This window comes from Pedobacter suwonensis (assembly GCF_900111825.1).
In the GTDB taxonomy this organism is placed as follows: domain Bacteria; phylum Bacteroidota; class Bacteroidia; order Sphingobacteriales; family Sphingobacteriaceae; genus Pedobacter; species Pedobacter suwonensis.
This window is the reverse complement of sequence record NZ_FOJM01000002.1, coordinates 404,814-431,746: the sequence shown is the minus strand read 5'-3', so window position 1 is coordinate 431,746 and position 26,933 is coordinate 404,814. Positions and strand designations below refer to the sequence as shown.

At 44.0% G+C, this 26,933-nt stretch carries 21 protein-coding genes and 1 pseudogene; 11 read left to right on the top strand and 11 right to left on the bottom strand.

What is annotated here, in order from left to right; genetic code table 11:
- Positions 1–147: 147 nt before the first annotated feature.
- On the bottom strand, positions 148–687 hold the full coding sequence (locus BM107_RS04325) for a GNAT family N-acetyltransferase (protein ID WP_090980643.1): 540 nt from the start codon (positions 685–687) through the stop codon (positions 148–150).
- Between the two features lie 391 nt (positions 688–1,078).
- Between BM107_RS04325 and BM107_RS04320 the strand changes: the two genes are divergently transcribed.
- The 3 genes from BM107_RS04320 to BM107_RS04310 are packed head-to-tail and all read left to right on the top strand — an operon-like array spanning position 1,079 to position 4,827.
- Positions 1,079–1,237, top strand: coding sequence for a DUF3606 domain-containing protein (locus BM107_RS04320; RefSeq protein ID WP_159435194.1), 159 nt, complete (start codon positions 1,079–1,081; stop codon positions 1,235–1,237).
- 37 nt (positions 1,238–1,274) lie between these two features.
- Positions 1,275–4,157, top strand: coding sequence for a DNA ligase D (gene ligD / locus BM107_RS04315; protein WP_090980639.1), 2,883 nt, complete (start codon positions 1,275–1,277; stop codon positions 4,155–4,157).
- Between the two features lie 52 nt (positions 4,158–4,209).
- Complete coding sequence (locus tag BM107_RS04310; protein ID WP_090980637.1) at positions 4,210–4,827, top strand: hypothetical protein; 618 nt, start codon at positions 4,210–4,212, stop codon at positions 4,825–4,827.
- A 1-nt stretch (position 4,828) separates the two neighbouring features.
- Here the strand turns inward: BM107_RS04310 and BM107_RS04305 are convergent, their stop codons facing one another.
- The 3 genes from BM107_RS04305 to BM107_RS04295 are packed head-to-tail and all read right to left on the bottom strand — an operon-like array spanning position 4,829 to position 10,331.
- The gene (locus BM107_RS04305) at positions 4,829–8,068 is read right to left on the bottom strand and encodes an error-prone DNA polymerase (RefSeq protein WP_090980727.1); all 3,240 of its coding nucleotides are present in this window, start codon (positions 8,066–8,068) and stop codon (positions 4,829–4,831) included.
- An 11-nt stretch (positions 8,069–8,079) separates the two neighbouring features.
- Positions 8,080–9,588, bottom strand: a complete 1,509-nt coding sequence (locus BM107_RS04300) for a Y-family DNA polymerase (RefSeq protein WP_090980635.1) — start codon at positions 9,586–9,588, stop codon at positions 8,080–8,082.
- A gap of 5 nt (positions 9,589–9,593) precedes the next feature.
- Positions 9,594–10,331 carry an ImuA family protein gene (locus tag BM107_RS04295; RefSeq protein WP_090980633.1) on the bottom strand — a complete coding sequence of 246 codons (738 nt, stop codon included), beginning with the start codon at positions 10,329–10,331 and terminating at the stop codon, positions 9,594–9,596.
- Positions 10,332–10,822: 491 nt separating this feature from the next.
- On the opposite strand from BM107_RS04295, the pseudogene BM107_RS04285 reads away from it, so the two are divergent.
- From BM107_RS04285 to BM107_RS04265, 5 genes and pseudogenes are all read left to right on the top strand, one after another.
- Positions 10,823–10,960: pseudogene (locus tag BM107_RS04285) on the top strand (JAB domain-containing protein); the annotation flags it as partial.
- Between the two features lie 26 nt (positions 10,961–10,986).
- On the top strand, positions 10,987–11,265 hold the full coding sequence (locus BM107_RS25310) for a JAB domain-containing protein (protein ID WP_090980628.1): 279 nt from the start codon (positions 10,987–10,989) through the stop codon (positions 11,263–11,265).
- Between the two features lie 100 nt (positions 11,266–11,365).
- Positions 11,366–11,893, top strand: coding sequence for a hypothetical protein (locus tag BM107_RS04275; RefSeq protein ID WP_090980626.1), 528 nt, complete (start codon positions 11,366–11,368; stop codon positions 11,891–11,893).
- Between the two features lie 3 nt (positions 11,894–11,896).
- Entirely contained in the window at positions 11,897–12,583 is a 687-nt protein-coding gene (locus BM107_RS04270) for a 4Fe-4S dicluster domain-containing protein (protein ID WP_090980624.1), read from the top strand.
- Positions 12,584–12,618: 35 nt separating this feature from the next.
- Positions 12,619–13,353, top strand: a complete 735-nt coding sequence (locus BM107_RS04265) for a hypothetical protein (RefSeq protein ID WP_159435193.1) — start codon at positions 12,619–12,621, stop codon at positions 13,351–13,353.
- 338 nt (positions 13,354–13,691) lie between these two features.
- Here BM107_RS04265 and BM107_RS04260 read toward each other — a convergent pair whose 3' ends face one another.
- On the bottom strand, positions 13,692–14,510 hold the full coding sequence (locus BM107_RS04260; protein WP_090980620.1) for an SOS response-associated peptidase: 819 nt from the start codon (positions 14,508–14,510) through the stop codon (positions 13,692–13,694).
- A 7-nt stretch (positions 14,511–14,517) separates the two neighbouring features.
- Entirely contained in the window at positions 14,518–14,763 is a 246-nt protein-coding gene (locus tag BM107_RS04255) for a hypothetical protein (RefSeq protein WP_090980618.1), read from the bottom strand.
- 503 nt (positions 14,764–15,266) lie between these two features.
- Between BM107_RS04255 and BM107_RS04245 the strand changes: the two genes are divergently transcribed.
- The gene (locus tag BM107_RS04245) at positions 15,267–17,126 is read left to right on the top strand and encodes a hypothetical protein (protein ID WP_090980615.1); all 1,860 of its coding nucleotides are present in this window, start codon (positions 15,267–15,269) and stop codon (positions 17,124–17,126) included.
- A 596-nt stretch (positions 17,127–17,722) separates the two neighbouring features.
- Positions 17,723–18,880 carry a hypothetical protein gene (locus BM107_RS04240; RefSeq protein ID WP_090980612.1) on the top strand — a complete coding sequence of 386 codons (1,158 nt, stop codon included), beginning with the start codon at positions 17,723–17,725 and terminating at the stop codon, positions 18,878–18,880.
- A 739-nt stretch (positions 18,881–19,619) separates the two neighbouring features.
- Here BM107_RS04240 and BM107_RS04230 read toward each other — a convergent pair.
- Together BM107_RS04230 and BM107_RS04225 are read right to left on the bottom strand one after the other, a co-directional pair.
- On the bottom strand, positions 19,620–20,174 hold the full coding sequence (locus tag BM107_RS04230) for a hypothetical protein (protein ID WP_139222272.1): 555 nt from the start codon (positions 20,172–20,174) through the stop codon (positions 19,620–19,622).
- Between the two features lie 242 nt (positions 20,175–20,416).
- Positions 20,417–20,773 carry a winged helix-turn-helix transcriptional regulator gene (locus tag BM107_RS04225; RefSeq protein WP_208864329.1) on the bottom strand — a complete coding sequence of 119 codons (357 nt, stop codon included), beginning with the start codon at positions 20,771–20,773 and terminating at the stop codon, positions 20,417–20,419.
- A gap of 176 nt (positions 20,774–20,949) precedes the next feature.
- Here BM107_RS04225 and BM107_RS04220 point away from each other — a divergent pair, with 176 nt between their 5' ends.
- Positions 20,950–21,948 carry an NADP-dependent oxidoreductase gene (locus BM107_RS04220; RefSeq protein WP_090980723.1) on the top strand — a complete coding sequence of 333 codons (999 nt, stop codon included), beginning with the start codon at positions 20,950–20,952 and terminating at the stop codon, positions 21,946–21,948.
- A gap of 90 nt (positions 21,949–22,038) precedes the next feature.
- On the opposite strand, the gene BM107_RS04215 is transcribed toward BM107_RS04220, so the two are convergent.
- The 3 genes from BM107_RS04215 to BM107_RS04205 all read right to left on the bottom strand — a co-directional run bounded on the left by BM107_RS04215 (position 22,039) and on the right by BM107_RS04205 (position 26,909).
- Entirely contained in the window at positions 22,039–23,115 is a 1,077-nt protein-coding gene (locus BM107_RS04215) for a TlpA disulfide reductase family protein (protein ID WP_159435192.1), read from the bottom strand.
- A gap of 353 nt (positions 23,116–23,468) precedes the next feature.
- A complete protein-coding gene (locus tag BM107_RS04210) occupies positions 23,469–25,472 on the bottom strand; it encodes a PAS domain-containing sensor histidine kinase (protein WP_090980602.1) in 2,004 nt (667 codons plus the stop codon).
- Between the two features lie 384 nt (positions 25,473–25,856).
- Complete coding sequence (locus BM107_RS04205; protein WP_090980599.1) at positions 25,857–26,909, bottom strand: IS110 family transposase; 1,053 nt, start codon at positions 26,907–26,909, stop codon at positions 25,857–25,859.
- Between the last annotated feature and the right edge of the window lie 24 nt (positions 26,910–26,933).

Sequence of the window (26,933 nt, the reverse complement as noted above, 5' to 3'; positions counted from 1 at the left end):
AGCGGTAATTCTAAATGTTCAAATATCAATTTTCTATGAATAGTTAGAAAAATTAAAGCTCTTGATTTTTTTTGTTACCCAATGCGAATCGTTCATGGATCAGAGAAATGATGATGAGTTGCCTTTTGTTATTGTTTGTGATTTGCGTTAAGCAATTTCATACAAGTCCTGAAGCACATCAAATGGTGCTTTGTAAGAGAATTGAGCTTTCTCCAGTACTTTTCTGGCGGCAGTATTGGACCTATTGACTACGGCGCCAATGCTGGTGATGCCCTGCGAAAGCAAATTGTCAATTACCGGTGGCAGTATTTCGGTCATGATGTAACAGCCTGTTGCTGATGCCCCCAGATAAAATTCAATAAAAAAAGGATAAATGTCAATGCGGTAGTGTTGCCGGGCAACTTTTGGTGATATCAGGTCGATCAGACCAATGACTTTATCTTGATTTTTATCGCTGATAAAGTGAAGGAAATTTAATCCTGCATGGTAGTTCATGACCATGGTCTGCAGGAAAAGTTCCGCTTCCTGAAGGTTGTGTAGCCGTTTCTGTGGAATGTATGTTAAAGTTTGTTCATCAGACAAGATTTCAAAGATATCAATGGCCAGCTTTTCAAATTTTTCCAGTTCTTCAGGTCTGAAGGGATGTATCAGCAGATGTTCTGTTTCGTAGTGCAAAGGTTTTATCATGGGCGCGGCTAAAATAGCAAAACAAAATGGGGATGAACGTGCATATTTTTATTTGATGTTTACTCTTTGGATAAGTTTTGAAAATGTTAATCAATGGGAGAGAATCGCCTTATTTTGATGTCGGGGAATAAGGTTCCTTCCAGTTGTATGGTCATCGATCGGTTTAATAATTGGTTTTGTCTTTAAACCTGTTGACAGGTTTTGTGTTTTTACATTAATATAATTATGCGTATCCAGTAAAGCAATTTACAGCATTTACCAATTATCTTTCAAACAGGCGGGGCAATGGAGCTGTTGCCTAATGGTATGTAATGTAACAGGTGTAATCCCAAATGCAAAACCAATCCACGAAAAATAATGTTATATAGCTAAACTAAAAAAAATGATGATTATGGCAAGAGGAACAAAAGTGGAGCGCAACTCGGTTTCTAACCAGGACCACGAGATTAAATACGAAGCAAATAAACTGGATGTAAAACCTGGTAAAATAAAAGATGCCAAGGAAAGCGCCGGTAATCAGCGAAAAGCAATTGAAAAAAAGGTGAAATAATCTTCTAAGCCCCATAGGGGCTTTTTTTTTAGCTTCGATGAAAATCGCATCTTACAACATCAATGGCATAAATGGCCGACTAGAGAACCTTCTGAGATGGTTAAAAGAGGCGGCACCGGATGTGGTTTGCCTACAGGAACTCAAATGTGAGGATAAAAATTTTCCGGTGTCCAAGATTAACCAGGCCGGATACCATGCGGTATGGCGGGGAGAAAAAAGCTGGAATGGAGTAGCGATACTGTCAAAAAACGAAATCAAGGAACTGCGAAGGGATCTTCCGGGCGGTGACGATGAATTTACCCATAGCCGTTACCTGGAAGCTTTTACCTCCGGTGTAGTCATCGGATGCATCTATCTTCCTAACGGCAACCCCTATCCGGGCCCAAAATTCGAATATAAAAAGCGATGGTTTTCACGGCTTCAGGAACATGCAAAAGCTTTGCTTGCTACCGGACTTCCTGTCATTCTGGCTGGGGACTATAACGTGATGCCAACGGAACTTGATACTTATAAGCCCGAAAAATACAGGGAGAATGCCCTTTTCCAAAAGGAAATCAGAGATGATTTTGCTATGCTGGTCGACCAGGGCTGGACGGATGCGATCCGTATGCTCTATCCTGGAAAACGCATTTATACTTTTTGGGATTACCTCAGAAAAGCCTATGACCGTGATGCAGGGCTTCGCCTTGACCACTTTTTATTGACCGCAGATCTGGCGGAAAAACTTACTGACGCCAAGGTGGACAAAGCGGTGAGGGGATGGAAAGGTTCAAGTGATCATGCCCCCGTTTGGATTGAGCTTTCGGAGAAGCCGGCACGAAATAAAACCTCCCGTTCAAAAAGGATTGGGGGTAAAAAAATCCCAGTATTGACCAGGGAAATCCAAAACCTGTTGAAGCAGGCCGATGAAACCGAAATGCCCATCGGCATTAAACCCATGAAGGCAACGCTGGTGGATGAGCCCTTCGATCAGCCCGGCTGGTTATATGAGGTCAAATGGGACGGTTACCGCGCTATTGCTTATGTTGAAAAATCCGGTGCCAAGCTTTTTTCCCGTAACAACCTGGAATTTGGTCAGTTCACCACCATCACGGCAGCTCTCGAAGCCTTAAAGTTGGACGCCGTTTTTGACGGCGAGATTGTTGCCCTGAAAGAGGACGGCAGCGCAGATTTTGGTGCCCTGCAGAACTGGAAGAATACCCAGCGTGCTGAACTGATCTACTATGTTTTCGATATCCTCTGGTTTAAAGGGTATTCCCTGTTATCGATAACGCTGAACGATAGAAGGAAAATTCTCGAGGCGGTTATGCCCAGGGAACATCCGGAAATCAGGGTCAGCAAGGCCTATCACACCAGTGGCCTGGATTTTTTTGAGGCTGCAAAAAAAATGAAACTCGAAGGGATTATTGCCAAGCGTGCCGACAGCTTTTATTCCTCCGATAGCCGTTCAAGGGAATGGCTGAAAATAAAGGCCAAACGCAGACAGGAAGTAGTGATTGGCGGTTATACCCGAAACGAAGGAACCGAAAAATATTTTAGTGCACTGACCCTTGGTGTTTACGGCCCTAAGGGCAACCTCCATTATATCGGGAAAGTCGGCACTGGCTTCAACCAGCAATCTCAAAAGGAACTGATGGCGGTATTTGAGAATCTCACTACCACAATATGTCCGTTTGAAACAGAGCCCGATGTAGATGAGCCCTCGCAGTTCAGGCCCCGGCGTATGGGCGCAAAGCCGACCTGGCTAAAGCCGGATCTGGTATGCGAAATAGAATTTGCGGAACTTACCTCGGATGGGAAACTGCGCCAGGCTTCGTTTAAAGGACTCCGAGAGGACAAAAGTCCGAATGAAGTGGTCTTTGAATATGAAAAAGATACCGCATCCATTACACAGGAGGTATCACTGCAACACCAGCTTGCAGAACAGCCCCATAAACCGTCTGCTGGATCGACACGGAACCGAAAAGGAAAAAAGTTAAAGGATAAAGGGCTGCTGCTTACCGGAAGTTCAGACACTCAGGATAAGATAGTGGACGGACATCCCCTTAAGTTTACTCATCTCTCCAAGCTTTACTGGCCGGAGGAGCAGGTATCAAAGCGGGATATGTTCAACTATTATGACCAGGTTGCCCCGCTCATGCTGCCTTACCTTCTGGATAGGCCCATGTCACTGAACCGTTTTCCGGGAGGTATACATTCAGCAAGCTTCTATCAGAAAAATGTGAAGGAAACCGCACCCTCATGGGCGCGGACCATGCCCCATACCAATGAAAAGGGTGAAGAAAAAAGCTATCTTTTGGGCAAAGACAGGGCTACTCTTTTATGGATGGCAAGTCTTGGCTGTATTGAAATGAACCCCTGGTTCAGCCGCGCCTCTTCGCCGGATTACCCGGACTATTGCGTGATCGACCTTGATCCGGATAAGAATACTTTTGAGCAGGTCATCCAAGCCGCACAGGTAACAAGATCCATTTTGGACAGCATGGGCGTTCCCAGCTTTCCAAAGACATCGGGTTCCACGGGCATCCATATCTACATCCCCTTAGGCGCAAAGTATACCTATGAACAATCGCAGCTCTTTGCCAATCTGATCGTCCGTCAGGTCAACCGGGAACTGCCGAAATTCACCACACTTGAACCCACCATATCCAGGCGTGGAGGGAAAATGTACCTTGATTTTCTGCAGAACAGACCCGGCGCAACAATAGCCGGAGTTTATTCCCTGCGTCCAAAGCCCGGCGCTACGGTATCTATGCCGCTATTATGGGATGAGGTAAAGCCGGGGCTCAAAATGAGGGATTTTACCATCTTCAATGCGGTTGATAGGCTAAGTGAAACCGGCGATCTCTTTTCTGGTGTACTGGGCAAAGGGATAGACATGGCAGAGGTGCTCTCGACTGCACAACACCTTTTTAGCTGATCCATGTCCGCCATGCCCGATAGTTAAAACTTAATTTCCCTAAACAATGTTAATGAAGAAAAAACTGATGGGAGCTTTAACAGAGAAACAGATGGAGACTGGTACCAAAGCTTTGGTTCTTGGTACCCTTGCAGGATTTGCGCTGGCCGCGTTCTTTTATTTTCGCAAACGCAATGATGCTCAAGGCCCGGCAGGTAAACCACAGCAACCCGGGATAAAAGATTTAAACATGGAAAGATATGTATTCGAGATGGCTGCCGATGTAGGTAGCATTTCCGCGATAGTAGAACAGGCAGGCGATTGCTACAGTGTGCAACTGGACGGCAAATATGCGGGAACCATGTGGCAGGATGAACAAAAAGGCATGCAGTGGCAGACGGGAGACCAGGAACTTGAGCCTTACATGCGGGAGATTGCCATTCATTTATCGGAGGCCTTTTCAAGAAAAGGTTTTCCCAGTTTGCTCATGGGCACTTACCCGGAGATACTATCCACCGTTTGGAAAACCAGCGAAACGCTGGAAGTCAACCTCAAGACGGATACTGATATGGAAATATTCACCACTTTTTTAAAAGACGAGATATTAAACCTGGTCACCTTTGAAGAACATCTTGATCTGATGGTTAAAAAAGAAAACGACCCTTACTTTGTTATTGTTGGCATAAACTGAGCTATTTGAAGTTCCTCCCGCCATGGAAAGCAGTTTTGGTTTTTTCATTGGCATTCTCCCGTACCTGGCTCGCTTTATTCTGAGAAGGATAGGGCGCGGTCTTTTCATCACCCCGCGCAAGTGTCAACACGGGCAGGTCATCGACTTCGCGTTGCACCAGTTTGCCCAGCATCTTGGTAAAATCAAAACACTTGCTCACAATTACATGCACCACCTGTCCCTCGCGCTGCAGACGGCCTTCTACCATCAGCAGCCTGGCGTGCAGTATTTCCTTCCTGTAGGTTTCAAACAGCTTTTCAAAAACCACAAGATTGGAATACCCTGTTTCATCTTCAATGGTAATAAAACAAACCCCGCCCGCAGTTCCCGGACGCTGGCGCACGAGTACCAATCCGGCTACTTTGACTAATTGCCCATCGGTTGAATCATGGTTGATGTGGTGGCATGTCCGGATGTTCAGCATGTCCAGCTGCGGACGGACAAAGCTTACCGGATGAGCTTTCAGCGATAAACCAACTGTTGCATAATCCTGCACCACATGTTCGCCCTTTCCCATAAGCGGTAGCTCCACCTGTGTTTCCAGTACACTTTCAGATGCCTGTCCCTTAAAGAGTTCCACTGGCATATCCTGTAGCGCGGAAACTTCCCAAAGTGCCTTGCGGCGGTCCATTCCCATTGACCTGAACGCATCTGCATCGGCCAGTCTTTCGAGCGCCGCTATCGATACGCCCGCATCTCGGAGTTCGGTAATACGGGTATATCCACCGGCTCTTCCCTTAATCAAAATCTCCATTTCATCGGTCCTTATTCCGCTGATCTGCCGGAATCCCAGACGCAGCGCAAAGTATCTCCCTGATTTTTCTTCGAGCCTGTTGTCCCAGAGCGAATGGTTAACATCCACTTCGCGTACTTCAACCGCGTGTTTCTGCGCATCGATAACGATCTGCGCCGGCTGGTAAAATCCCATCGGCATACTGTTGAGCAGTGCTGCAGCAAAAGCATCCGGATAATAATGCTTCAGCCAACACGATACATAGACCAAAAGCGCAAAACTTGCCGCATGGGATTCCGGAAAGCCATAGCTGCCAAATCCCTCCAGCTGCCTGAATATCCGCTTGGCAAATTCCAGGCTATAACCTCTGGCGATCATACCATCAATGAGTTTTTGCTCATACTGGTTGACCAGGCCCTTGAACTTGAATGTTGCCATACTTCTGCGCAGTCCATCTGCCTCGGCCGGAGTAAAGCCTGCCGCAACGATTGCTATCTTCATCGCCTGTTCCTGAAAAAGCGGTACGCCAAGCGTACGTCCCAAGATTTCTTCAAGTTCGGGCGAAGGATAGACTATGGGCTCTTCGCCATTTCTTCTGCGTAAATAAGGATGGACCATATCTCCCTGTATGGGCCCGGGCCTTACAATAGCTACCTCGATCACCAGATCGTAAAACTCCCTGGGCTTTAGTCGGGGCAGCATGGACATCTGCGCCCTGCTCTCGATCTGGAAGACGCCCAGGGTATCGGCCAGGCAGATCATGTCATAAACCTCCGGGTCATCCTGTGGGATGTTGGCCAGTGTATATTGTACGCCGTAATGATCACGACAGAGGTCAAAAGCTTTTCTGATGCAGGTAAGCATACCGAGCGCCAGCACATCTACCTTTAAAAAACCGAGCGCGTCAATATCATCTTTATTCCATTCGATATTGGTGCGGTCCTCCATTCGGGCATTCAGGATAGGGCATAGGTCGGTAAGCTTCCCCTGTGTCACTACAAATCCCCCGGTATGCTGGCCCAACTGCCGCGGAAAGCCCATCATCTGGGAAGTGAGCTCGAGTGTTTTTTTAAGGAGCGGGTCATTTGGATTCAGGCCTTGCTCTGTAAGCCGCTTTCCCTCGAACCATTCATCCGTAAACTCCCATATGGAACCGGACAGCCGGTTAATAGTGTCTACGGAAAGTCCCATGGCCTTGCCTACATCACGTATGGCGCCCTTTTGGTGTTGCTGGGTAACCGTAGCTACGATTGCGGCCCGGTCACGCCCGTATTTGTCGTAGATGTACTGAATGATTTCTTCCCTTCGCTCATGTTCAAAATCCACATCAATATCAGGTGGCTCGTTTCTGGCCGGCGAAATAAAACGCTCGAAAAGCAGGTCAAACTTCATCGGATTTACCGATGTGATCCCCAGGACAAAACAGATTGCCGAATTGGCTGCCGAACCCCGGCCCTGGCAAAGGATTCCGCGTGATCTTGCCTCACTTACGATATCTTCCACAAAAAGAAAATAGTTGGCATAGTCCATCTGCTTCACAAATTCCATTTCATGGTTGATCATCTTAACCACTTTATCGGGGATGGTTTCACCGTAAAATTCATGTGCGCCTTTCCAGGTAAGGTATTCCAGTTCTTCCAGCGGTGAGCGGCCGCTTTTATTGATTTCCTCCGGGTAAACATATCTGAGCTCATCCAGTGAAAAATTGCAGGACTCGGCGATCACCATCGTATTTTCAATGGCACTGGGATATTTCCTGAACAAACGCTCCATCTCCGCCACCTCTTTCATATAGCGCTCTGCATTCTGGTGCAGGCGGAATCCGGCTTCCTGGATGGTGCATTTCTCCCGAACGCAGGTCAGTACATCCTGCAGTTCCCTCCGCGAAGGGGTGTGGTAATGGATATCGCCCGTTGCCACCACGGGGATCCCATAAGTCCTGGAAAGCTGCGAGGTGCGGAAAATCAATTTATCATCATTTCCCATGTACGACCTTGTAGCGGCAAGATACAATTGGCCGCCCAGGGCTTCTCGGTATTCTGCCAGTGCCGTGACAAACCCTGGTTCGTATTCAAACCTGCGGTTGAGCTCGCCGGGCATCACTACTGTAAAGATCATGCCTTTGCCATGGTCGTATACATCGGCGCGGGAGATATGGCAGGATCCTTTTTCTGCACGCATATTGCCCAGGGTGAGCAGCGCCGATAACCTGCCATAGGCTTCCTTATCGGTAGGATAGGCCAGTAAGCTTGGTCCGTCCAATAGATCCAGCCTGCAGGCCGGAATCAGCTTCACGTTTTTCTCCCTGCATGCGGCATGTGCCCGTACGATCCCGGCCAGTGTGTTTCTGTCGGTAATGGCTATTTTCTTATAGCCGAAAATCTCGGCCTGTTCTACCAGTTCGTGGGCATGCGAGGCGCCACGCAGAAAACTGAAATTTGATGTAACCTGTAATTCGCTGTATCCCATATCCATCTTCGCTATGCAAAAAAACCATGTATAAACCATTTGTACTTTTGTTCCCCGCCGTAGTGCCCTGAACGGAAAAGCCAGTATCGGCCGCCCTGCTCGTCCTCCACCTGGTAATAATCCCGGTGCTCGCCCTGGTCCAGCCACCATTCGCGTTCGATGCGCTCAGGTCCGTCTGCTTTAGTCACTGTGTGCCGCATTCCTTTGTAGATGAAAAACTTTGGGGGGTGATCGGGGATGATCGCCATTACCTCAATGGGTACAGGTGTTTTGAGCAGCTCGGTAGGCCTGGGCTGAGTGACGCGCCAGGTGGTAACTGCTTTTTCGGTGACTGAAACGGTCCTTTGCACCGATCTCTCCGGCCAGTATCGGGTTGCCGGCAGGTAGCGGTGGATCACCTGAAAACCTACTTTTCCAGCTACCCGGTCCAAAAGACGGATCACGCTTTTATCATCAAGTCCGGGGGTTGAAGTCCACATTTCTTCCTGTGGCACTGCTACCTCATCCACCTTGGGAGCATCCAAAACAAAGAGCTCTATGCCAAGCGCCGGTCTAATCTGGTCGATTTTCAGTTGAAAAAGCTTGAACAAATGGCTGATGTGATGCGTAGCCCCGCTTGTGCCGATATTTACCTTAACCACTTTTCCATCGATCCGGTAGCAGGTAAGTACACCTGTACGCAAGCCTTTTCCTTCAGCCTGCAATCTGTTGCACAGGTTTTCCAGCAGTTTATGGATGGCGGTTTCTATTCCATTCCGGGTTTTGATGGGTTCAAGGCAGGCCAGTCTTTCACTGAAGGCCACAGGCACCTGAAGGGGAACGAGCACTTCGTTTTCTGTGCCTATGGCCTGCGCCAGGCGGAGCAGAAAATCCTCACCGAACCTTCTGCGCAGTACCGACCTTGGCATGCCGATAAAACTTTTGATCTGGTAAAAACCCAGTTTGCGCAATTTTCCCAGCACGGGTTCCCTCAATCGCAGGGCATCGGGAACCAGGTCCAGCAGGGCATCGACCTGCCCGCCGGTCGGGATAAGCGGTGTAACCCTGCCGTAATGGGAGACCGCCCATGCGGAGCCGGGGGTATCTGCAATGGCGAGGCGCACGGTATAGCCTTTGCTTTTCAGCCTGGAAACAATTTCTTTCAGATAGCCACGTTCTCCACCCCACAGATGAGTGCATCCGGAAACATCGAGCATAAGTCCGTCCATCCCGAATTCATCTATGGCTACTACCGGGGAGTAGCGCACGCACCATTCCCCAAGTCCTTTGAGCAGGTTTTTAGGTCGCCCCGGTTTATCATCCAGTACTTCCAGCCCGGGGCAAATGGCTTTGGCATCGGCCGCACGCATGCCTGTTTCTACTCCAAAACTGCTGGCTATGGGGCTAACGGCGGTGATGATCATGCGACCATGATCTGGTGCTGCGAAAACAAAGGGCACGTCCTTTAGTTCGGGCCTGCGGATAAGCTGCCAGTCAGCCAGGAGCTGTCGGAACCATATGGAAACAAAACGCCTTTGCATGGTATCTATCCAATCTGTCTGCCCTCCGCTTCAGACCAAATGTTTGGTGTTTTGGCTTTTTTGACTTCTTTGAATTTTTCGCCCGCCCACTCCAGTATAAAACTTCCTGGCTTGCCGTTGCGGACTTTTAGCAGTTCTACCTGCCAGCGGGGAAAGCCAAGGCCGGGCATTCCCTCTTCGGTATGGGATGGCAGGGGACTGATCCTCCACCTTGCGGTAGCGACTGTGCTCGCTGTTTTGTTTCCGTCTTTCCGAAGGATAAAACCGGTGACGCCACTGGATTCTACCGCTAGCTGCAACCTGCGTGATTCGATAAGGCTCAGGTTGCTGACCTCAGCCACTACTGCGGCAAGCCCTTCACATTTTAATGCTTCTTCCGTGATCCATAAGACATCCTTCTCTGTTTTTACATCCATAAAAATGATGCGCTCGGGCGCTACGTTGAAAAGGCTGAGTGAAGCTGGAAACAACCGGCGAGACGTACTGGCCCACACGCAGGCGGCACCATTTTCCATCAGCACGGCAAGAAGCCCGGCAATAAAACCGTCGCTTGCCGCTGACTGCTCCGGCTGTACGGTAATGAATTCATGGATCGCTTTCTTGGGAAATACGCTGCCGGGAAAAGAATCTTCTATCTCTCCAAGACCGATACGTTCAGCCTTGCCAGCGGCCAGGGGCTTAAAGCCCTGCCACAACAGGATATCCTGTTGCAATTTTTGAAACAACTCTCTTTTAGCATCCATGGTCAATAAATTTTTATACTATTATTTTTAGTATATTAAAATTTAACAACAAACATAAAGCTAAAATTGTTAGTAAATTACATAATGTGGAAAAGATTGTGTTTTTGGTGGAGAACTAACATCGGAAAGTGGTTAAGAGAGTGGTCGGGAAATACAGTTTGAGACTACATCTTGCTCGTTCTGGTTACCGTCAGATGAATATAATGTACAACATTTTTTATCTGGGTAACTAATACCGGTCAGTTTCGCCAAACGATGGTCAGTTTCTATGTTATCTTTTTACGTTGTTGCAATTTTAATGATACTGCTGATGTTGAGAATGTCAATGCTAGTAAGGAGGGAATACAGTTTTCATATGCCTTGAGTTTAAATTTTTTATCATGTTTTATTGATCGTTATGATATTAAGGCATGTAACTCCAGAAACGTTTCAGGGCAAATCCAGAATTTACCAAGGCGGAATGCTAACCAAAAAAAAATCAGGAGGGGGGAAAAATCCTGGGCATCGAAATTCTCGACCATTTGATCGTTGCCCTTTATAAGTATTATTCCTTTGCTGAACATGGCGTGATGCCGTTTATAGAAATAAGGCCGTTATCATTTTTGACAACGGCCTTATTTTTTAACTGATATTTTGGTAACCAAATGCTTCGGCCATTGTTTTAGCCCATAATCATCCATCGGGAAGCCTGCAGCCAAGTAATACCGACAGGGTAATGACAGACCGCCTGATCAATGCTTGCGAAATGCTGGAAATTTCTATGTTTGATCATTTGATTGTTGCCAATGAAGGGTATTATTCATTTACTGACGATTTTGTTTATCTCAAACGCAATTGCCCGAACCATACGGGTTTGAATTACAAAACCCGTTTTAAATATTATTTAAGTAGTCAGAGACACCTTTCTATGGAGGATTCAGCCCGATATATATAAGCAGAAGGACTTTTCATGTAAGAGACTGATTTCAGGTTAGCATTTGAAATTAGACATCTCTTTAAATTGTTAATTTTGCCAAAAAACTATAAAAGAATTTATGAAGAGAAACGAATTTATCAGAACATCCATCATGGCATCACTTGGTTTGATGTTGGGTGGCACTGTTCTCAACGCATGTAAGAAAGATACAAACGAAAAAGAATTTGCCAATCCAGAAACAGGTCAAAAACTACAAGAGGGATTTAATTACTTAATAGTGAGGGATATAATTTCCGTATCTGATGATAAGCTAAAAGCGAAATTCAACTGTGATTCAGTAATCTCATGCACTCTAGTAAAATCAGTAAAATTGAAGAACAGGCGTGCTGAAAAAATAAAAAACATTGATGCAGTGTATACCCGTTTGGATAGGAAGGGAAAAGCATCAATGAGAGGCCTTGTTACATTTGCTGAAGAAAGTTTGGAAGTTAAAGACTATATTGGTAAAGATGCCGTCATTAAATTACCAATGATTAACGGTCAGATTGCACCTGCGTTGAAATCGAAGCTTCTTCACCAAGATGATCTGATTTCCAAATTTCCCAAACAATCAATTAAAAATTTCAATAAATTAATGATCTCATAGACAATGGTTACAAAAATATTTGATAGCGGCAGTACAAAAGTTTTCGAAGGTACAGGGTTGAATCCTGGAAAAATAACATTTGAAGGGGATGCCTGCATTCAATGCGGGTTGTGTGTCCCAGAATGCCCTAATGATGCCCTGCTATATGATGAGACACTTCTGTTTTATCCCAATAGGTGTACGCTTGATGGAAGTTGTGCAGAAGTATGTCCGGTTGAAGCAATAATTTGTGAGGGCGATCAACAATGCAAAGAAGATGCGTTAAATGATTTTTTTGCTGATGTTTCAAGTGATGCGACAACAGTCGGTATCAGCGAATCATCAGGAAGTGCAAATCAAAGGGTTAGGAACTATAGTTGGATCTTCTTTAAACAAATATATGGCCTCTGGCGTTGGACTTCATACGAAATAGGCACGCAAAAACGTGTTTTAATGCCGTCAGGACAACGTGAATGGCATTGGGAAGAAATCAAGCATGATCACATTACGTGGACTGGAAATTATACAGGGTACGAAATGACAGGTGTTGTTGATGCATCTCCTGCAACCCTAGGCATTTATTACAGTGGCATAACACTTCAAACGACATTTACCGTTCACCTGATATGTAATGGTTTTCCGTTTCCATCATCATTCAGTGTTCAATCAAAGCAAGTATGGCATGTTGATGCGCCATTTATCGGACAATAATATATACCTATTTAATGAAACTGTTACTAATTCTGATGACAACAATAATTAAGCCCGTAACTTTAGATAAGCCTGTAGATAGCCAGATAGTGAACGCTGTGAGATATAAGACGCATATTGAAATGTTATCGCCTGACAGAACGGTTACAAAGAATGATACGCAGTTGAACATCTTTAAAGTGAAGAACTTTATGATTTATCAAGTTCCCATCTACATGGGTAAACCGAATACAAAGAACACTGAAAAAGAAACAGTAACCGAAGTCGAAATAACCGATAGTGTCACTAACTATTCATACTTTATACAAAAGATGGGCGATAAGAATGCCTATTATTTCCAATTGGGTAATATCGAACAAATGCAGAAAGACCAAGACTCAAAGCTGTTAGGTAATTATATTGGAAACCGTGAAGCAATGTTCCATGGCAATAATTTCGTTAAAATATCTATTGAACAAGTAGAGGCGGACAATGTTGAGATTATCCGGTATGTCCCAAAACGAAAGCTCGACGATAGCTATTGTGACTCAACATATATCTATTTAAAAAACACCCCTAACGAAAATATCTATTCCATAGCGCCTAAATTAGAAGAGGTAACCGGCAAAACAGCTATAAAGGCCGTAATGATGTTCAATGATAAAAAAGATGCTCTTGGGCAAGTTATAGCCCCTAGAAGACAGATTTATATTGAAATTTCAGTGCATCATTTAGAATTGCCAAAAAGTGTCCTAAAAATGGTTGAGAAGGTAAAATCACAAAATCATTAGAAATACCAGCTAACAAAAATGTTAAGAGGGAACCGCAACCCCGAAGATAGCCCCGGATTAATTGCGGGGCTATCTGTTTTAGAAACAAAGCACCGCATCCAGTGCCTCGTCTGCTTTTTCATGGGAGAAATTACTCTGGTCATTCATCGTTGTTAAAATAGATGAATACCGATACATTTTTTGCAATACTCTTGGATGCACGTTTTTTTCTTCCGCAACGATGTTTATACTTACTACATCATCGGTGTATATAGATGTTCGTATTTCTATATCCTGTGCATATTATGCTAAAACTGACGTCTGGTTGTCTTCTACTGAACTAAGTCAAAAAAGAAACGCTAATTTCTCCAGTGGTCAAACTCCAGCACCTCCTGATCTAAAAATTCCTGTTTGATTTCTGGCAGCTCAGGGTAGTCTTTTTTATTGATAACCCCCTCCAGACGGTACTCTGACCCAATAGTACACCTTTCCAGAAGACCTGATGGTATCTGAGTCATCGCGATCTCGGTAATCCGGTCATCGCTGAGATCGCCCATTAGCCACTCCCATGCGAGCTGGTCGGTCAGTATGCATGGCATTCGCAGTTTGGAATTATGTACCTGCTTCATCAGCTCGTTTGCCTTCGTAATGCCAATGGCAAAGGTTTTGGTAACCTCACCTGTGTCGGTATTCACCCAGTCGCTATATATTCCCGGAAGCCAGAAATACTCATGGTCTTTTAGCGTAACCTGGTAAGGGTATTTGATGGTTTCTTTTAACTCCTGACCCTTCTTGCCAATTTTAGGCACATGCCTGGATTCGATAATACCGGTAGATAAAACAAGGCACCTGCGCGTTCTGGCAGCATCCTTCCACATGGAACGCTTACCGCTCTCGCTCACCCACAGATTCTCAGCCTTGAAATTCAAAGTCGTTAGCTTTCTTCGAAAAGCAATTGCTTCATCTGTACTCATTTTGCCGGGCACATAGCCCCACTGGGCCTGTACAAGTTCAAAGTCACGCTTATCATCTGTAGCTATGGCAATAGCGCAGGGAGGGTAGTTGAACCCGTTATGTACGTCTACATCCAAAAAATCATAGTTCTTTACCGCTTTTTCCAGCTGTTTCAACTGGATAAACTCGGCCCTTGTTACTTTCTGTCCGTTGTAATAACACATAAGCTTACTATTTTTTAGCGCGGATGTATTCCGCAATTAATCTTCCAATATCAGTTGCCTCTTTCTGTCTGCCCTCAGGAATAGATGTCCAAAATCTTTTATTGTTTGACCCTATCGCAATGGCAATCACCAAGGGGCTTCCTCCAGGTCCGAAATTCACATGGAAAACCCTTTTCCCTTCCAGTTCATACTCAGCGATGCGCAATGTTTTCCCGCCAACTTCCAGCTTGAAAGGCTTTTCGACAGCTCTCATTATCTAAAGTTAATGAATTGATTCTGAAATTTTATCTCTCGGGATCAGGCTTTTTCCAAAGGTTATCCTTATCCTATTCCCTTGCTTCAGATTTTAAATTGATAGCATTAAAAAATTAGTCGACTAAACCGGCGAAATGATACCGCGAGCATTTGCCGTGACGCTAAAGGGGCGCATCTTTCGCGGTATTTTTGTTCCACAAATGATGTTGCTGTACCTCGCTCAAGCGCTGGCAAAAAAAGGCCAAAACAAATCATTGGCCTTTTTATTTCAGATGTTTGTAAGTGTTTTATCTATTCTTCAAGGGATCTGTAAACAAGCTATCTGAATAAATGGTAGGACAACAGATCGTTGCGGGCGATGGCCCAATGAGCCTGATCTTCATGAGGATAAAGCTGATCGTTATATCGTGACAGAAATCGAGAAGAAAAATTTCATCTGGCTCTTGTAAAATATCAATTAAGAATATATCTTGTGGAGGTAATTATCTATAAACCAGTCTCATGAAAACAATTACCGTCTCTCTCGTTTTTATGGTATTTATTGGGTGTAGCGCCGTTGCCCAGCAGTCAAAAAATCCCAATGTTTATCTTGATGCTTTAAAGCTTCTTGATGCCTCGTTTTCTAATACCGGCACCGGCGCTCCTCAAAATGACTATTTTTTCGAAGTCGTCAAAAAATACGGACTGAACCGGTCTAATATCGTGAGCAATCCATTTCTAAAAGACTTTGTACCTAGTGTTAGACATGCAAACAATGGATCCCTCACAGATGATTTCAAGATCACACCGGTTGAAAAAACGAGTGCAGGGTCACTTAGTCTCCAGGCTGCCCTAATCAACGGAACGGCCAACTTCATGGCTGGCAGGTTCAAAGAGGAAGTATTGTCCGCGTCAATTGATTACATATTTAAGGCGATAGTTAAAAATACGGAGGAGACAAAGCTTACGAGAGGCGTTTTTCCAAAAACATACGCACTGATAGAGGAGCTATATACGAAACACAGTTATTATTCTGCTGATTTGGTTTACCTGAAACAGGTAGCCCAGTACGATCTGAACCAACTACCAGATAACCTGGTTCTGAACTTGGATGCAATTCTTCCTAAACTGGCCGACAAGCCGGACTATAAAGACCTGATCTTGGCAGCACACGGTATTTACAAAAACACCAAAAAAGGGAACAACACCGAAAAGATCATAACTGCCCTTGCGGCAGTGAAATATCGCGATGGCGGAAAGGTAAAGAATATCTTCTCGCTACTGGATCTTGTATCGCAGGCACTTATTGCAACAAAAAATTCCCCGAATATCTGGGTCAGTTCAGATGAGCTGCCACCTGTTCTGGAGGAAAGGAATAAATCTGCGCAATCCATATTTTTTTATGGATTATTGTTTGAGCAGTTGAAAACGATTCCATTCATACGCCCCTACCTAATGGAAGGAGGTGTTTACATCGACGATACAAAAGTGCTTTCCGAAAAAATGTACAAACTAATAGTGGTCTCAGATAAGCTAAACCAGGCTGCAGACTACGTTAAAAATAAGAAAGCGGAGATAGCATCAGTGCAGGATGCAATTGGTTATATGAAGGTAATCGAGGAAGTAATCATTGAGTTCAATGGTGAGATAAATTCAATTAAAGAACTAGGTATCGTCATCCCGGAGGAAGCAATAACCATACTCTCGAGATACATTGATCTGGCAGAGCCGGTAATGCAAAGGGATTATCAGCGCGCCATTGCCAGCATGCTAATAGAATTTGGCAAGTACACACGAGTTAACGAAGTCTATAACAAACATCTGACTTTTATCGCCCAATTGGCCGACGTCAAAAGCGCTGCCGATATGGAGGCTTTAATGAACGCCTATGCACTTCCGATAGGTAGTTCGTCAATTAAACGGCAAAGTACTTTTAATCTTTCGGTTAATGGTTATGTTGGTCTTACGGGAGGTACGGAGAAGGCCTATGGCTCTTTTGTAAATCAATCAAAAGCAAACATCGGCTTAACAGCTCCAATAGGAATATCGTCTACTTTCGCGTCGGGAAGGTTAACGGCTTTCGTCAGTCTCATTGATCTCGGATCGGTCGTTAACCAGCGCCTCAACAATGATACAACTTCATACACTGATTTTAAGCTCGAATACTTTTTTACACCAGGTGTCGGGCTGTTTTATAATGTGCCAAAAATTCCTGTAACGGCGGGGATACACTGGAACTATATACCAAATTTAAGAACGATAAAGTATGAAACGGGTGCAGCAACGATAACAGAAACAAACCGAAGTGTAAGCCGGTTTAATGTGTCTGTCCTGGTTGATATACCTTTTTTCACCTTGTTCAACCGTACAAAAAATGAATAGCACTTATTTATTTTTTCTTTGACTGAAGAACGCGCATCTCAGCACGTTAAATTTCTGCCTGTCATGGCTAGAATAAGGTCCCGTGGAATTGATCTATACTTCTTACTTTTGAAAAAAATGAAGCAGATTTAAAAAGGGATGATGAAATAAGAACGATGCTGGAAACCCTGTTAAGCATTCGTGGGATGGAGCATGAGGAAAACAAACCATACCTCAGCTCGGGATGGTCATTACTTAGATTTTTATCGTACCACCAAAAGACTGAAGACTGAACGGAACTAAAGTATTTGATGATATTAGTGAAAGTGATGGTGCCGTAAAACAACCGTTGTTACGCTTGATTAGAAATATTAGCAAAACAATGAGAGTGTGGTGGATGAAACAGGTGCTTGAAAACAAATGAAAGGTATGTAAGTGGACATTATCAAATTGTTACCGGTAGAGAGCGTTAATGGGCTGGGCGTATTGACTGCGGACCTTTAGGATAAAGCAGGAATAAGTAACTTGTAGACAAGATTGACAGATGTGTATTACATAAAATATTTCTTATTTTAGTACTAATATCAACATACGTAACGCTCAAACGCCGAATTCCCATGGACAGTTTTTTCTCAGGAATTTTAGATTCCATAAAATTTCAACTTAAAGCCTTTCGCTTGTTTTGGAAAGGCGATGTTGGAATTTATTTCTTACTCTTCAGGGATACCAATGGATTCACGGAAATCAAAAAATATACCCTACTGGTCTTTTCATTTTTATTTTTTTATGTTGTCGGTGTGAGTGTTAATAAAGCTGACTTCATGTTGAGCACTGATTTTTTGAAAAACTCTTACAATCTGTTCATTGATAATCTATTTGAAAATAACAGTATAAAGGACAATTCCAGGACATTGCTAGCTATTATCTTCACGCTTGAAATTTCTGCCTTCATATTTGCCGCCAAAAAGAACCGGGTGATCGTCTCGAGATATAATTTTTTGCTCGCTTCCTGGACGTTTTGCTTTCTCAGCTTCCTGATTATCTTAACTTCGATATTGGTTTCTTTTATGCACCTACTGGGTCTTGGGCCGGAAGTGCAGGAAGTAATTGCAGGGCTTTTAATCCTGGTAAGCTTTGTGTATATTTTTGGTTTATTTATTTCTCCATTTGGCGCGCTGTCTATTGCGCACAAACGTAACTTAATCAGCGGAAGTGTTCATACACTCGGGGCATTTTTAAATATCGCCATACCTTTGGTTATTTTTTTTCTTCTTAAAGGAGTCCTAGGTTCTAACGAAATCGAAAACAAAGTTTACTTCTTAAACAGCGATAATAAGGTTCTCCGTTTAGAACTGAAACGAAAAGATCTGTTCAGCTATAATATCGAGACGAAAATGGTCATAGAAAATGGCTATAATGAAAATTACATTTTGAGCGGCGATTCTAGTAATTTTTACCTCTATTGGAACATTGTTGATGAAAATGACAGCATTGATCCAAGCATTAGTGATACGGTTTTTCTAAAGAATAAGGATAATTCACCGCTTACCATATTACCTCACGTACCGGTTCAGGTTGCGATTAAAGGCACATTGACTGTGGACCAGTATATTAAATTAAAGTACCTGGAAAAGAACACGATCGAAAAGCAAATCCATTTGGGGGTAAAAACTATTAACCTAGGAAACATTCATCTGGCATACTCACCATTTGTCATACACCAGTACAGCTTCGGTGAAAGTTTTCTAAATTCCTCTAAAATGAGAAAGCAATAGCTTATTCAAGCGATGGGTAAAAATCTTAAGCATTTGTTATGATGCTAACTTTAATCTATTAATGTGCCGTCCTTGAGACATTAAGGTAGGCGCGCATGGTGTCAATTATCATGTCTGAGAATTGGATGTTAAAAATGTATTTTTAGAACACTAAACGTCAGCAAAATTTGTTGCATGAATACAATAAAAGCAGTAACAGATAAAAAGCAAATCACGATAGGCATAGACTTAATATCCGTTCAAGGGGTGAAAGGTGATGCAAGTCTATTGATTGCATCATCGGCTTGATGGTCACACCATACGTTATCTTATTTTTGCTAAAATATTCCACTGCTTAGAGTGATTTTTCTGCTCAAACATCAAGTATTAACTTTTGGCTGTTATTATGCGGATAGCCTTTTTCGAGGGACAAATTTGGGAATAGCGGCACCCTGAACGCGTTTTGATTAGCTAGGTGAGAAGGAGCTTTTAGGTTATTGTATTTGTTTTGGGTGCTTAATTCTCGTTTCACTACGGCCAATAATTGCTTAAACATGTTAATGATGGAATTTAATTGACTGGTTAATTTCTCAAACTGGGTTGAATAAGACAAAGTGGTGTTAATCAGATTCACGATAAGCGGCCATTCATGGTACTAACGGGCAGATATAGTACCCAGCTCCTATAATAAATGCAATAATAAAAATCAGACAGTTCACACTTCAGTTTATCAATAAAGATGCTGCAGACCCTTGTTATATTAGCGGTACAATGTCACCTCGGTGATCATACCATCGGTCTGATTAGGAAGCACATGCTGGGATATCGCGATAGTGGTATTTCCCTCATTGATTTTGTAGTTATCTGTTATCGTATGATCTGGATTCTTAAATGTGTTTTCCTTTTCCCATTTTTGAAATGGTTTCCTAATGTCGCTCATGGTGATCTTCTGCGCCAATGACCTTGGAAGCTGGAACCTAAAAGATAATACACGGGGAGGTGTTTCTTTTGTATCATATATGCAATAGATATATAAGTAACTTTCATCGTATGGAACCATCTTTGTGAAGCCGGGGATACAGACTTTATATGTTGAGGTCAACGGCTTAAGTACGGCGATTCCTTTATCCGCTGAATAATCTTTTACAGCCAATGCCTGGTTCAATCTGCTAATCATGCTCACCAGCGTTTTTGTATCCACGGCCGTTAGCGACCCAAAACTATTTTTATTGACCGGATCTTTCCTCGGGTTGCAGCTTATGAGAATAATTCCTACAGTTAAAACGATACCGTAAACACTTGTCTTCCACATCATATTGGAGTTTATCAGGATTCCGTAATTTTTATAACATGGCTACTTTAAAGCCGGCTTCCCATAACCGGCAAATTTTATTCCAATTCATGCCTTAGGCTCAATCTCAATGTATACTGGGCCTGTAATTTTGTATGTACGCCATTACTAAATGATGGCGTAAATTCCACAGGCTCATTAACCTTGATAGGAATTGGGAGACAAAGTTTCTCGCTGGCATCAGTGTAAATGATGGTTTTGGCGATTCAGCTTTCGCACGGAAAACCCTCTTTTTCCAGCTGTTTGTTTCCCCAGACGTGTAGATGCTTGATAAAGGGGATCAACTCCATTCCGGTTTCACTTACAGCATATTCCACCTTTGGAGGGACCTCATGATATACTTTGCGGGTAACCAGTTTATCATCCTCCAGCTCCCGTAGCGTCTGGGTTAACATTTTAGTAGTGATATCAGGCAAAATTCTCCTCAACTCACCATAGCGCAATACTTTTTTTGAATAAAGGTGCCATAATATCCTTCCTTTATATTTTCCTCCAATCCGTTTGAATGCATAGTCAACGCCACATTGTTGTACCATCCCGGAATCAGTTAAATTACTTTTCATGTTTTACTAAATTTAATTATCTGATTTTCAGCAATACATACTTTTAAGTTCATAGGATACTAAAAAGTACATACTTGTTCCAAAGATACCGTTAAATTAACTTTGTACCGACAGATAAAGAAATAAGAATGAAACAAATAGATCATAACATGGATACTTTTAATAAAAGTCATATAATGAAAGCTGTACGTCAACATGAATTCGGAGGTCCTGAAGTCCTCCTCTATGAGGATGCTCCGGTGCCTGTTTTAAACAAAGGAGAGGTAAGGGTAAAGGTATCTGCAATAGGTCTTAATCCACCAGACTGGTATCTGCGTGACGGATACAAAATGTTACCTCCCGAATGGCAGCCAAAGGTGCCTTTTCCAATCATTTTGGGTACCGATATTTCCGGTGTTATTGTTTCAGTTGCCGATGATGTGGATGAATTTTCGGTTGGTGATGAGGTGTATTCAATGGTGCGGTTTCCGAGTTATGGGCCGAGTCAGGCCTATGCAGAGTATGTAAATGTTCCCGTTTCGGATCTTGCGTTGAAACCGGCCGGAATTGATCACATTCATGCAGCCGGTGCCCCCATGTCACTTCTTACCGCATGGCAGTTTATGATCGAAGTCGGTCATGATGAGCAGAATCCCCTTCAACCAAATCAGCACATGCCAGTCCCTCTTGCCGGCAAAACGGTACTCATCAACGGAGCAGCTGGTGGAGTCGGTCATTTTGCTGTACAGCTTGCGAAATGGAAGGGGGCGAAAGTAATTGCCGTTGCGTCCGGTAGACAGGAAGATTTGCTGAGAAAACTAGGTGCCGATGAATTTATTGACTATACTAAAAATAATGCTGAAGAGACTGTAAAAGATATTGATCTGGTTATAGACGCTGTAGGCGGAAGCAAAACAGGACGATTTTTAAAAACCCTGAAACCCGGCGGTGCATTGTTTCCGATTTTCCCTTTGGGATTCTCCGGTCAGGATGAAGCTGAAAAATTGGGCGTCAACGTTTCTGCAACTCAAGTACGTTCGAATGGCAAACAGCTTGCAGAACTGGCACCTTTACTTGATCAGGGGGTCATCCGTGTAGTGATTGACAGCATATTTCCGCTCTCCGAAGCCCGTCAATCTCATGAACGGGCAGCTTTAGGCCATATACAGGGGAAAATTGTTTTAACTGTCGGCTGACAATCAATTTTCATCGTTGACCTGAGTATAAAATTAAGGGCTTTCCTATTTTTAAGAGGCCCGGTAATTACCTGGTACGTAATTCCGGGCTTAAATCGTTTTCTTGATCGCCGCATCTAGTTTATCTAAGCCCGTGTCCCCCTGGTCTGAATTGTAGGTTATCTTACCCTCCGCATTGACTAAGATACAGGTGGGTACCGCATAAATACCTAATGACCTGGGAATCCTGCTTTCCTGGAATTTCACCCGCTCTGATACGTTGATCCAGGTCAGTCCGTTTTTATTGACATGCGCTTTCCAGTTCGCTATGTTATCGTCATTATTGAGGTATACTACCTTTAATCCGGATGTCTTATATTTATCGTATAGAGCCTTTAAACGGGGCAGCTGCTTTTGACACGGAAGGCACCAGGTTGCGGACAAAACGATCAGGTAATTTTGCCCCCGTAAGGAGCGGGTGTCAAATGTATTGCCGTCAATATCGCTGACGGTGAAGTCAGTGATCTTTTTGCCGACCTGCGCGTCGAGGTAACCCCTGATATATTTTTTTTGGCGTTCATAGACGGAAAGCCCCAGCGGCGATCCCGAAAGACCGGTGTCAAGCTTTGCCCAGGCCTCCAGTACTGAAGTGGCATGGTGTAGTGAAACTTCCCTCGCACTGGTCTGATACAAATGCAGTACGCTGAAATAGTCTTTTGGGTGGTTGCTCACCAGTTGGAGCTGATTTTTTAAGTCCCCGAGGAAAATCGCTTTGGGTATGGCCCTGCCATTGGAGGTTAATGGATATTTATCGTATAAAGAATGCCATAGCTGGTCTGCTTGTCTCCATATCCTCATACTGTTCGTTTCCAGTCCGGAAATGCCTGGTTGCCCGTTTAAGCCTGTACCGGTCTCTAAGCGGAGGTAATGTTCTCCGGAATCCAGGGGAAACTTAATTGAAGCGGACTTTCCCTGGATCTTAAAGCCCAGCTCTGCGAAGTGGACGGGCTGTGACATGGTTCCTTTAAACCTGGCCATTCCGTTTTCAATAGTTGAGGAATCTATTTTCCATGCTTGTTGTGCTTTATTATCCAATAGGTACAATTTGATTTTTTTTCCCTCCAGTTTCCGGCTTCTGACATGAAGAGTGTAGCTATATTGTGCATGGCTGATTTCAGCGATAAGCATGATAAACGTTATCAAAAAAGATATTCTCATATATTTTTAAGTGCAGCGCCAATGCCGGTTGTTTAAAGCTAACAATTTTCTACGGCCCAACCTGCTGGCTGCGGAAACTGATGCAGAATTATTTTAAAGGGCTCTAGACTGGAAATCCTTAAAACCTGAACGGTGGGGGGAGGGATAGGTTTAAACTGCTACGGCGATAAGACCTTTACTATGCGTCCGCCTTATGGAATAGGCAATCAATCTTACGGGGTATATGCTACTTTATGGAGCTATTGATCTGGAGCATATCAAAATATGGTCACTTCGATACCGTCTGGCTATCAGGTTCCGATGAATCAAAGCTGCAAAATGTGTTAAGTTGATGACATAGGTATGGCAAAGCTAAATTTCGAACCTTTACCGGGTTCGCTTTCTGCCCAGATGCGGCCACCATGGCGGCTGATGATTTCTTTGCAGATGTAAAGACCTATTCCAAAACCCGAAACGGTTGCCAGTTTACTACCTTCAACCCGGTAATACCGCTCAAAAACTTTTAGCAATTCATGCTGATCAATTCCAATGCCGCTATCGCTCACGCTGATACACACTTCCGTTTCGTCTTTGCTGCAGGCTACCATAATTGAGCTGCCTTGTGGGGAATACTTAACCGCATTGCTGATAAGGTTATGGATAACATGGTTTATTTTGTCTTCGTCTGCATGGATAACGGCTTGCTCCACAGGGGCAAATAGCAGTGTATGGCTAACAATAGTCGCCCGGGTGTCTTTCTCGACATTTTCAATCAGTTTCGCAAGATTGAATGGTTCGATATTGAGCTGTATCTTACCTGATTCAAGTCTTGACAGGTTCAGGAACCCGTTGATCATGTTTGACATCTTGACAACTTGGTGCACTGCTTTCTCAATGGCAAGCGCCGCAGTTACATCCCTTCCGCCGGTGAGCCTGCTCTGTGCAAGCTGAACGAATGCTTTCATGGAAGTGAGCGGGGTTTTAAGTTCATGGCTCACCATTGCGATGAAATCGTTTTTACGGAATTCATCATTTTTCTGTTCCGTTACATCCATCAGTATCCCGGTCATGAACTGCTTTGCTCCGGGTGCCCTCTTGCGGTCAAAATCGCCAATTGCCCTAAGCCAGCGCAAAGTCTTATCACGAAAGCCACTTGCAGGATAGGTTATGTCAAGGGTATTTCCATCACGTATCGCTAACCTGATTTGTTGACTTACATTAGGCCTGTAGTCTTCAGGAATGCAGGCTAAAAGCTGCGGCAAAGTTGACGCTTCTCCGGGCAGAAAACCAAACAAAGCTTTTGCCCTTGAATCGGCAATAATATCTGTGGTCCCGACTTCTACGGACCATGTACCCAAATTGGCTGCATCTATCGCCTGCAGCATCGCTTTCTCGGTATCTATTATACGATTTTTGGCAGCCGACAACTCTTCATTTACCGCTAAGAGCTTTTCATTTGCCAATAGCAGCCTTTCATTAGCTGCTGCAAGCGCTTCGTTGGTGGCTTTTAATTTTTCGCTGGTTTCCTGCAAAAGGGTAACCGTCTGCCTGATCTCAGTTACGTCGCGGGTGGTGCCTGCAACCGCTTCTACCCGGCCATCCGGGCCAAATACAGGTGTAAAAATGTAATCATAATATCTTTTCCCCAGAGTGGCGTGCGGAAAGGTAACTTCGCCCCTAATGGGCTGTCCGGTAGCCACCACGGTATCAATTTCCCGCCAGTGCATCTCGGCATGCCAATGTTCATAGCCGTTTTCAAGTAATCCCTTTCCGATTGCATCCTGTGCAGTTTTTCCCCACATCTCCAGCAGCGCTTCATTCGCATAAATAAAGTTATAGTTCAGGTCAAACACGTACATGAGATCCGGCGTTCCCGAAGTTATGGTTTCGTAAATCCGTTTCTGTTCAAGGGCTTTTGCTTCTGACTCCTGAAGTGCAATTTCCGCTTCTTTCCTTGAGGTGATATCACTCGCTGTTCCTATCCACTCGGTAATTTCTCCATGGGCATCAATCAGCGGAATTGCTCTTGAAAAGGTCCAGCCTGTAGTGCCGTCTGCGCGGTTCACACGGTGCTCAAGCGCAAATGTTTTTTTATCCCGGATGGAAGCGGCAATCGCATCATTCACAATTTCCATGTCCCCGGGAAAAACATTAATCACTTTCCATCCGGTAATGGGCCTGTCTGAATTTTTCAAAAAACCCCGGCCATCCAGCTCATACATAATTTCCCAGTCCGGGCTTAGCGAATAAACAACATCGGATGTTGCAAGCGCCAATGCCAGAAAGCGCTGTTCCAGCAGCTGCGCCTGGTGTTTTTTTTTAGTCGAATAACGTCTCTGGTCGTTCATTTTGGGCTTTGTTGATTAACATTGACAGCTTGCATTTTGTTTAGCTATTTAACTAATTAAAAGTCAGTTGCCGAAACCGGTGTTCCTTTGATCGTAATGGCAGATTAAATTGCACATTTTTAATGAGGCCGGCAAAATTTGTTTACTGTAAAGATGGGCACAAGCTTTGGTTTGTCCGGTTAAGTATGGAAAGTTTCGCCCCCTCTTTGTTCTTTTGTTCTGTAACTAAACCGCGTTTGGATGGAGGCTTTGGCCAGGTCAATTTGAACGAGTTTTTATCTTGTCATGCGTTCGGTAAGATAGGGTCGCTTTATCCACGGACGAAGTCGGGTATCCAGCCCGTTCGTGGATCATGCTCAAACCGGTTTGATTGATCTTGACTGGTTAAATTGGCGGGGCAAGATTCTTGGCAGGTTTGTATTCATGTATTTTTTCGTATAATCTGTTGTTTTTTATACAGGAGTATACCCTTGCAGCAATTTTCAATCGGATTGCATTGAGTACTGACATCTTATGTTTTCCCTCTATATCCGTTTTACGGTGATAGTATGCTTTAATATCCGGGATAAACTTTTTGGCCAGAACGGCAGAATTATGTAGCAGGGCTTTCATTTTTTTATTGGCAATCTTTGATACCCGGGTTTTCTTGCGGATGGTGGTTCCTGATTTATAAGGGAAGGGCGCTATTCCTGCGTAGGACGCGAACTGTCTGATGGTTCTTATGTTTTTGAATTCGTTGGTGCAGATGAGGATTTCCAATGCAACAACGGGCCCCACACAGGGCACCGACTGCATCAGGGTCATCAGGCGGTTTGTTTCTTCATCCGCTTTCCATGTTGCCTCGATTGAATCTTCAACATCCTTTATATCCAGTCTAAGCGCATCGAAACTCCTGGAGCAAAGTCTGTTGTTCTGTTCAATCAGGCCTTTCTTTACAAAGCCTGTGTGCTCTTTTAAGGGGACCCGCATAGCGATATGAAGGGATTGTAACCGCTTTCTCAAAGCGGATAGACCGGCCAGCTGTTCGATGATTGGCCGCCTTGGTATTCTTAATCTTAATATATCCCTCGATTTATAGAGGTAGAGGGCGATTCTTTCAGCATCTTTTTTATCGGTTTTGGCCCTGATTAAACCCGAAGAATTTTTAATGCGAAGAGGCGGGTCAACGACAGTATCGATTTTAAGTGTCTTCAGTTTGTTGATCACGTGGTTGCCATAAATTCCTGTGTTTTCCATTCCGACAACGGTATTTCTGGTGGTAAACTTCAATGAAGCTTTCAGGTGTAGCATATGTTCTTTGATCGCTTTTGGTTCATTGGGGATGTTATTGTGGACCAAAACAGATCCCTGAACCATGACGGCGATATCAAGGGTTTCTTTTGATATGTCGATCCCGATGAAATAGACATACCTTTTTGTCTTATTTAATGCATCCATAGGTGAGGGTTTTATTTCCCATCC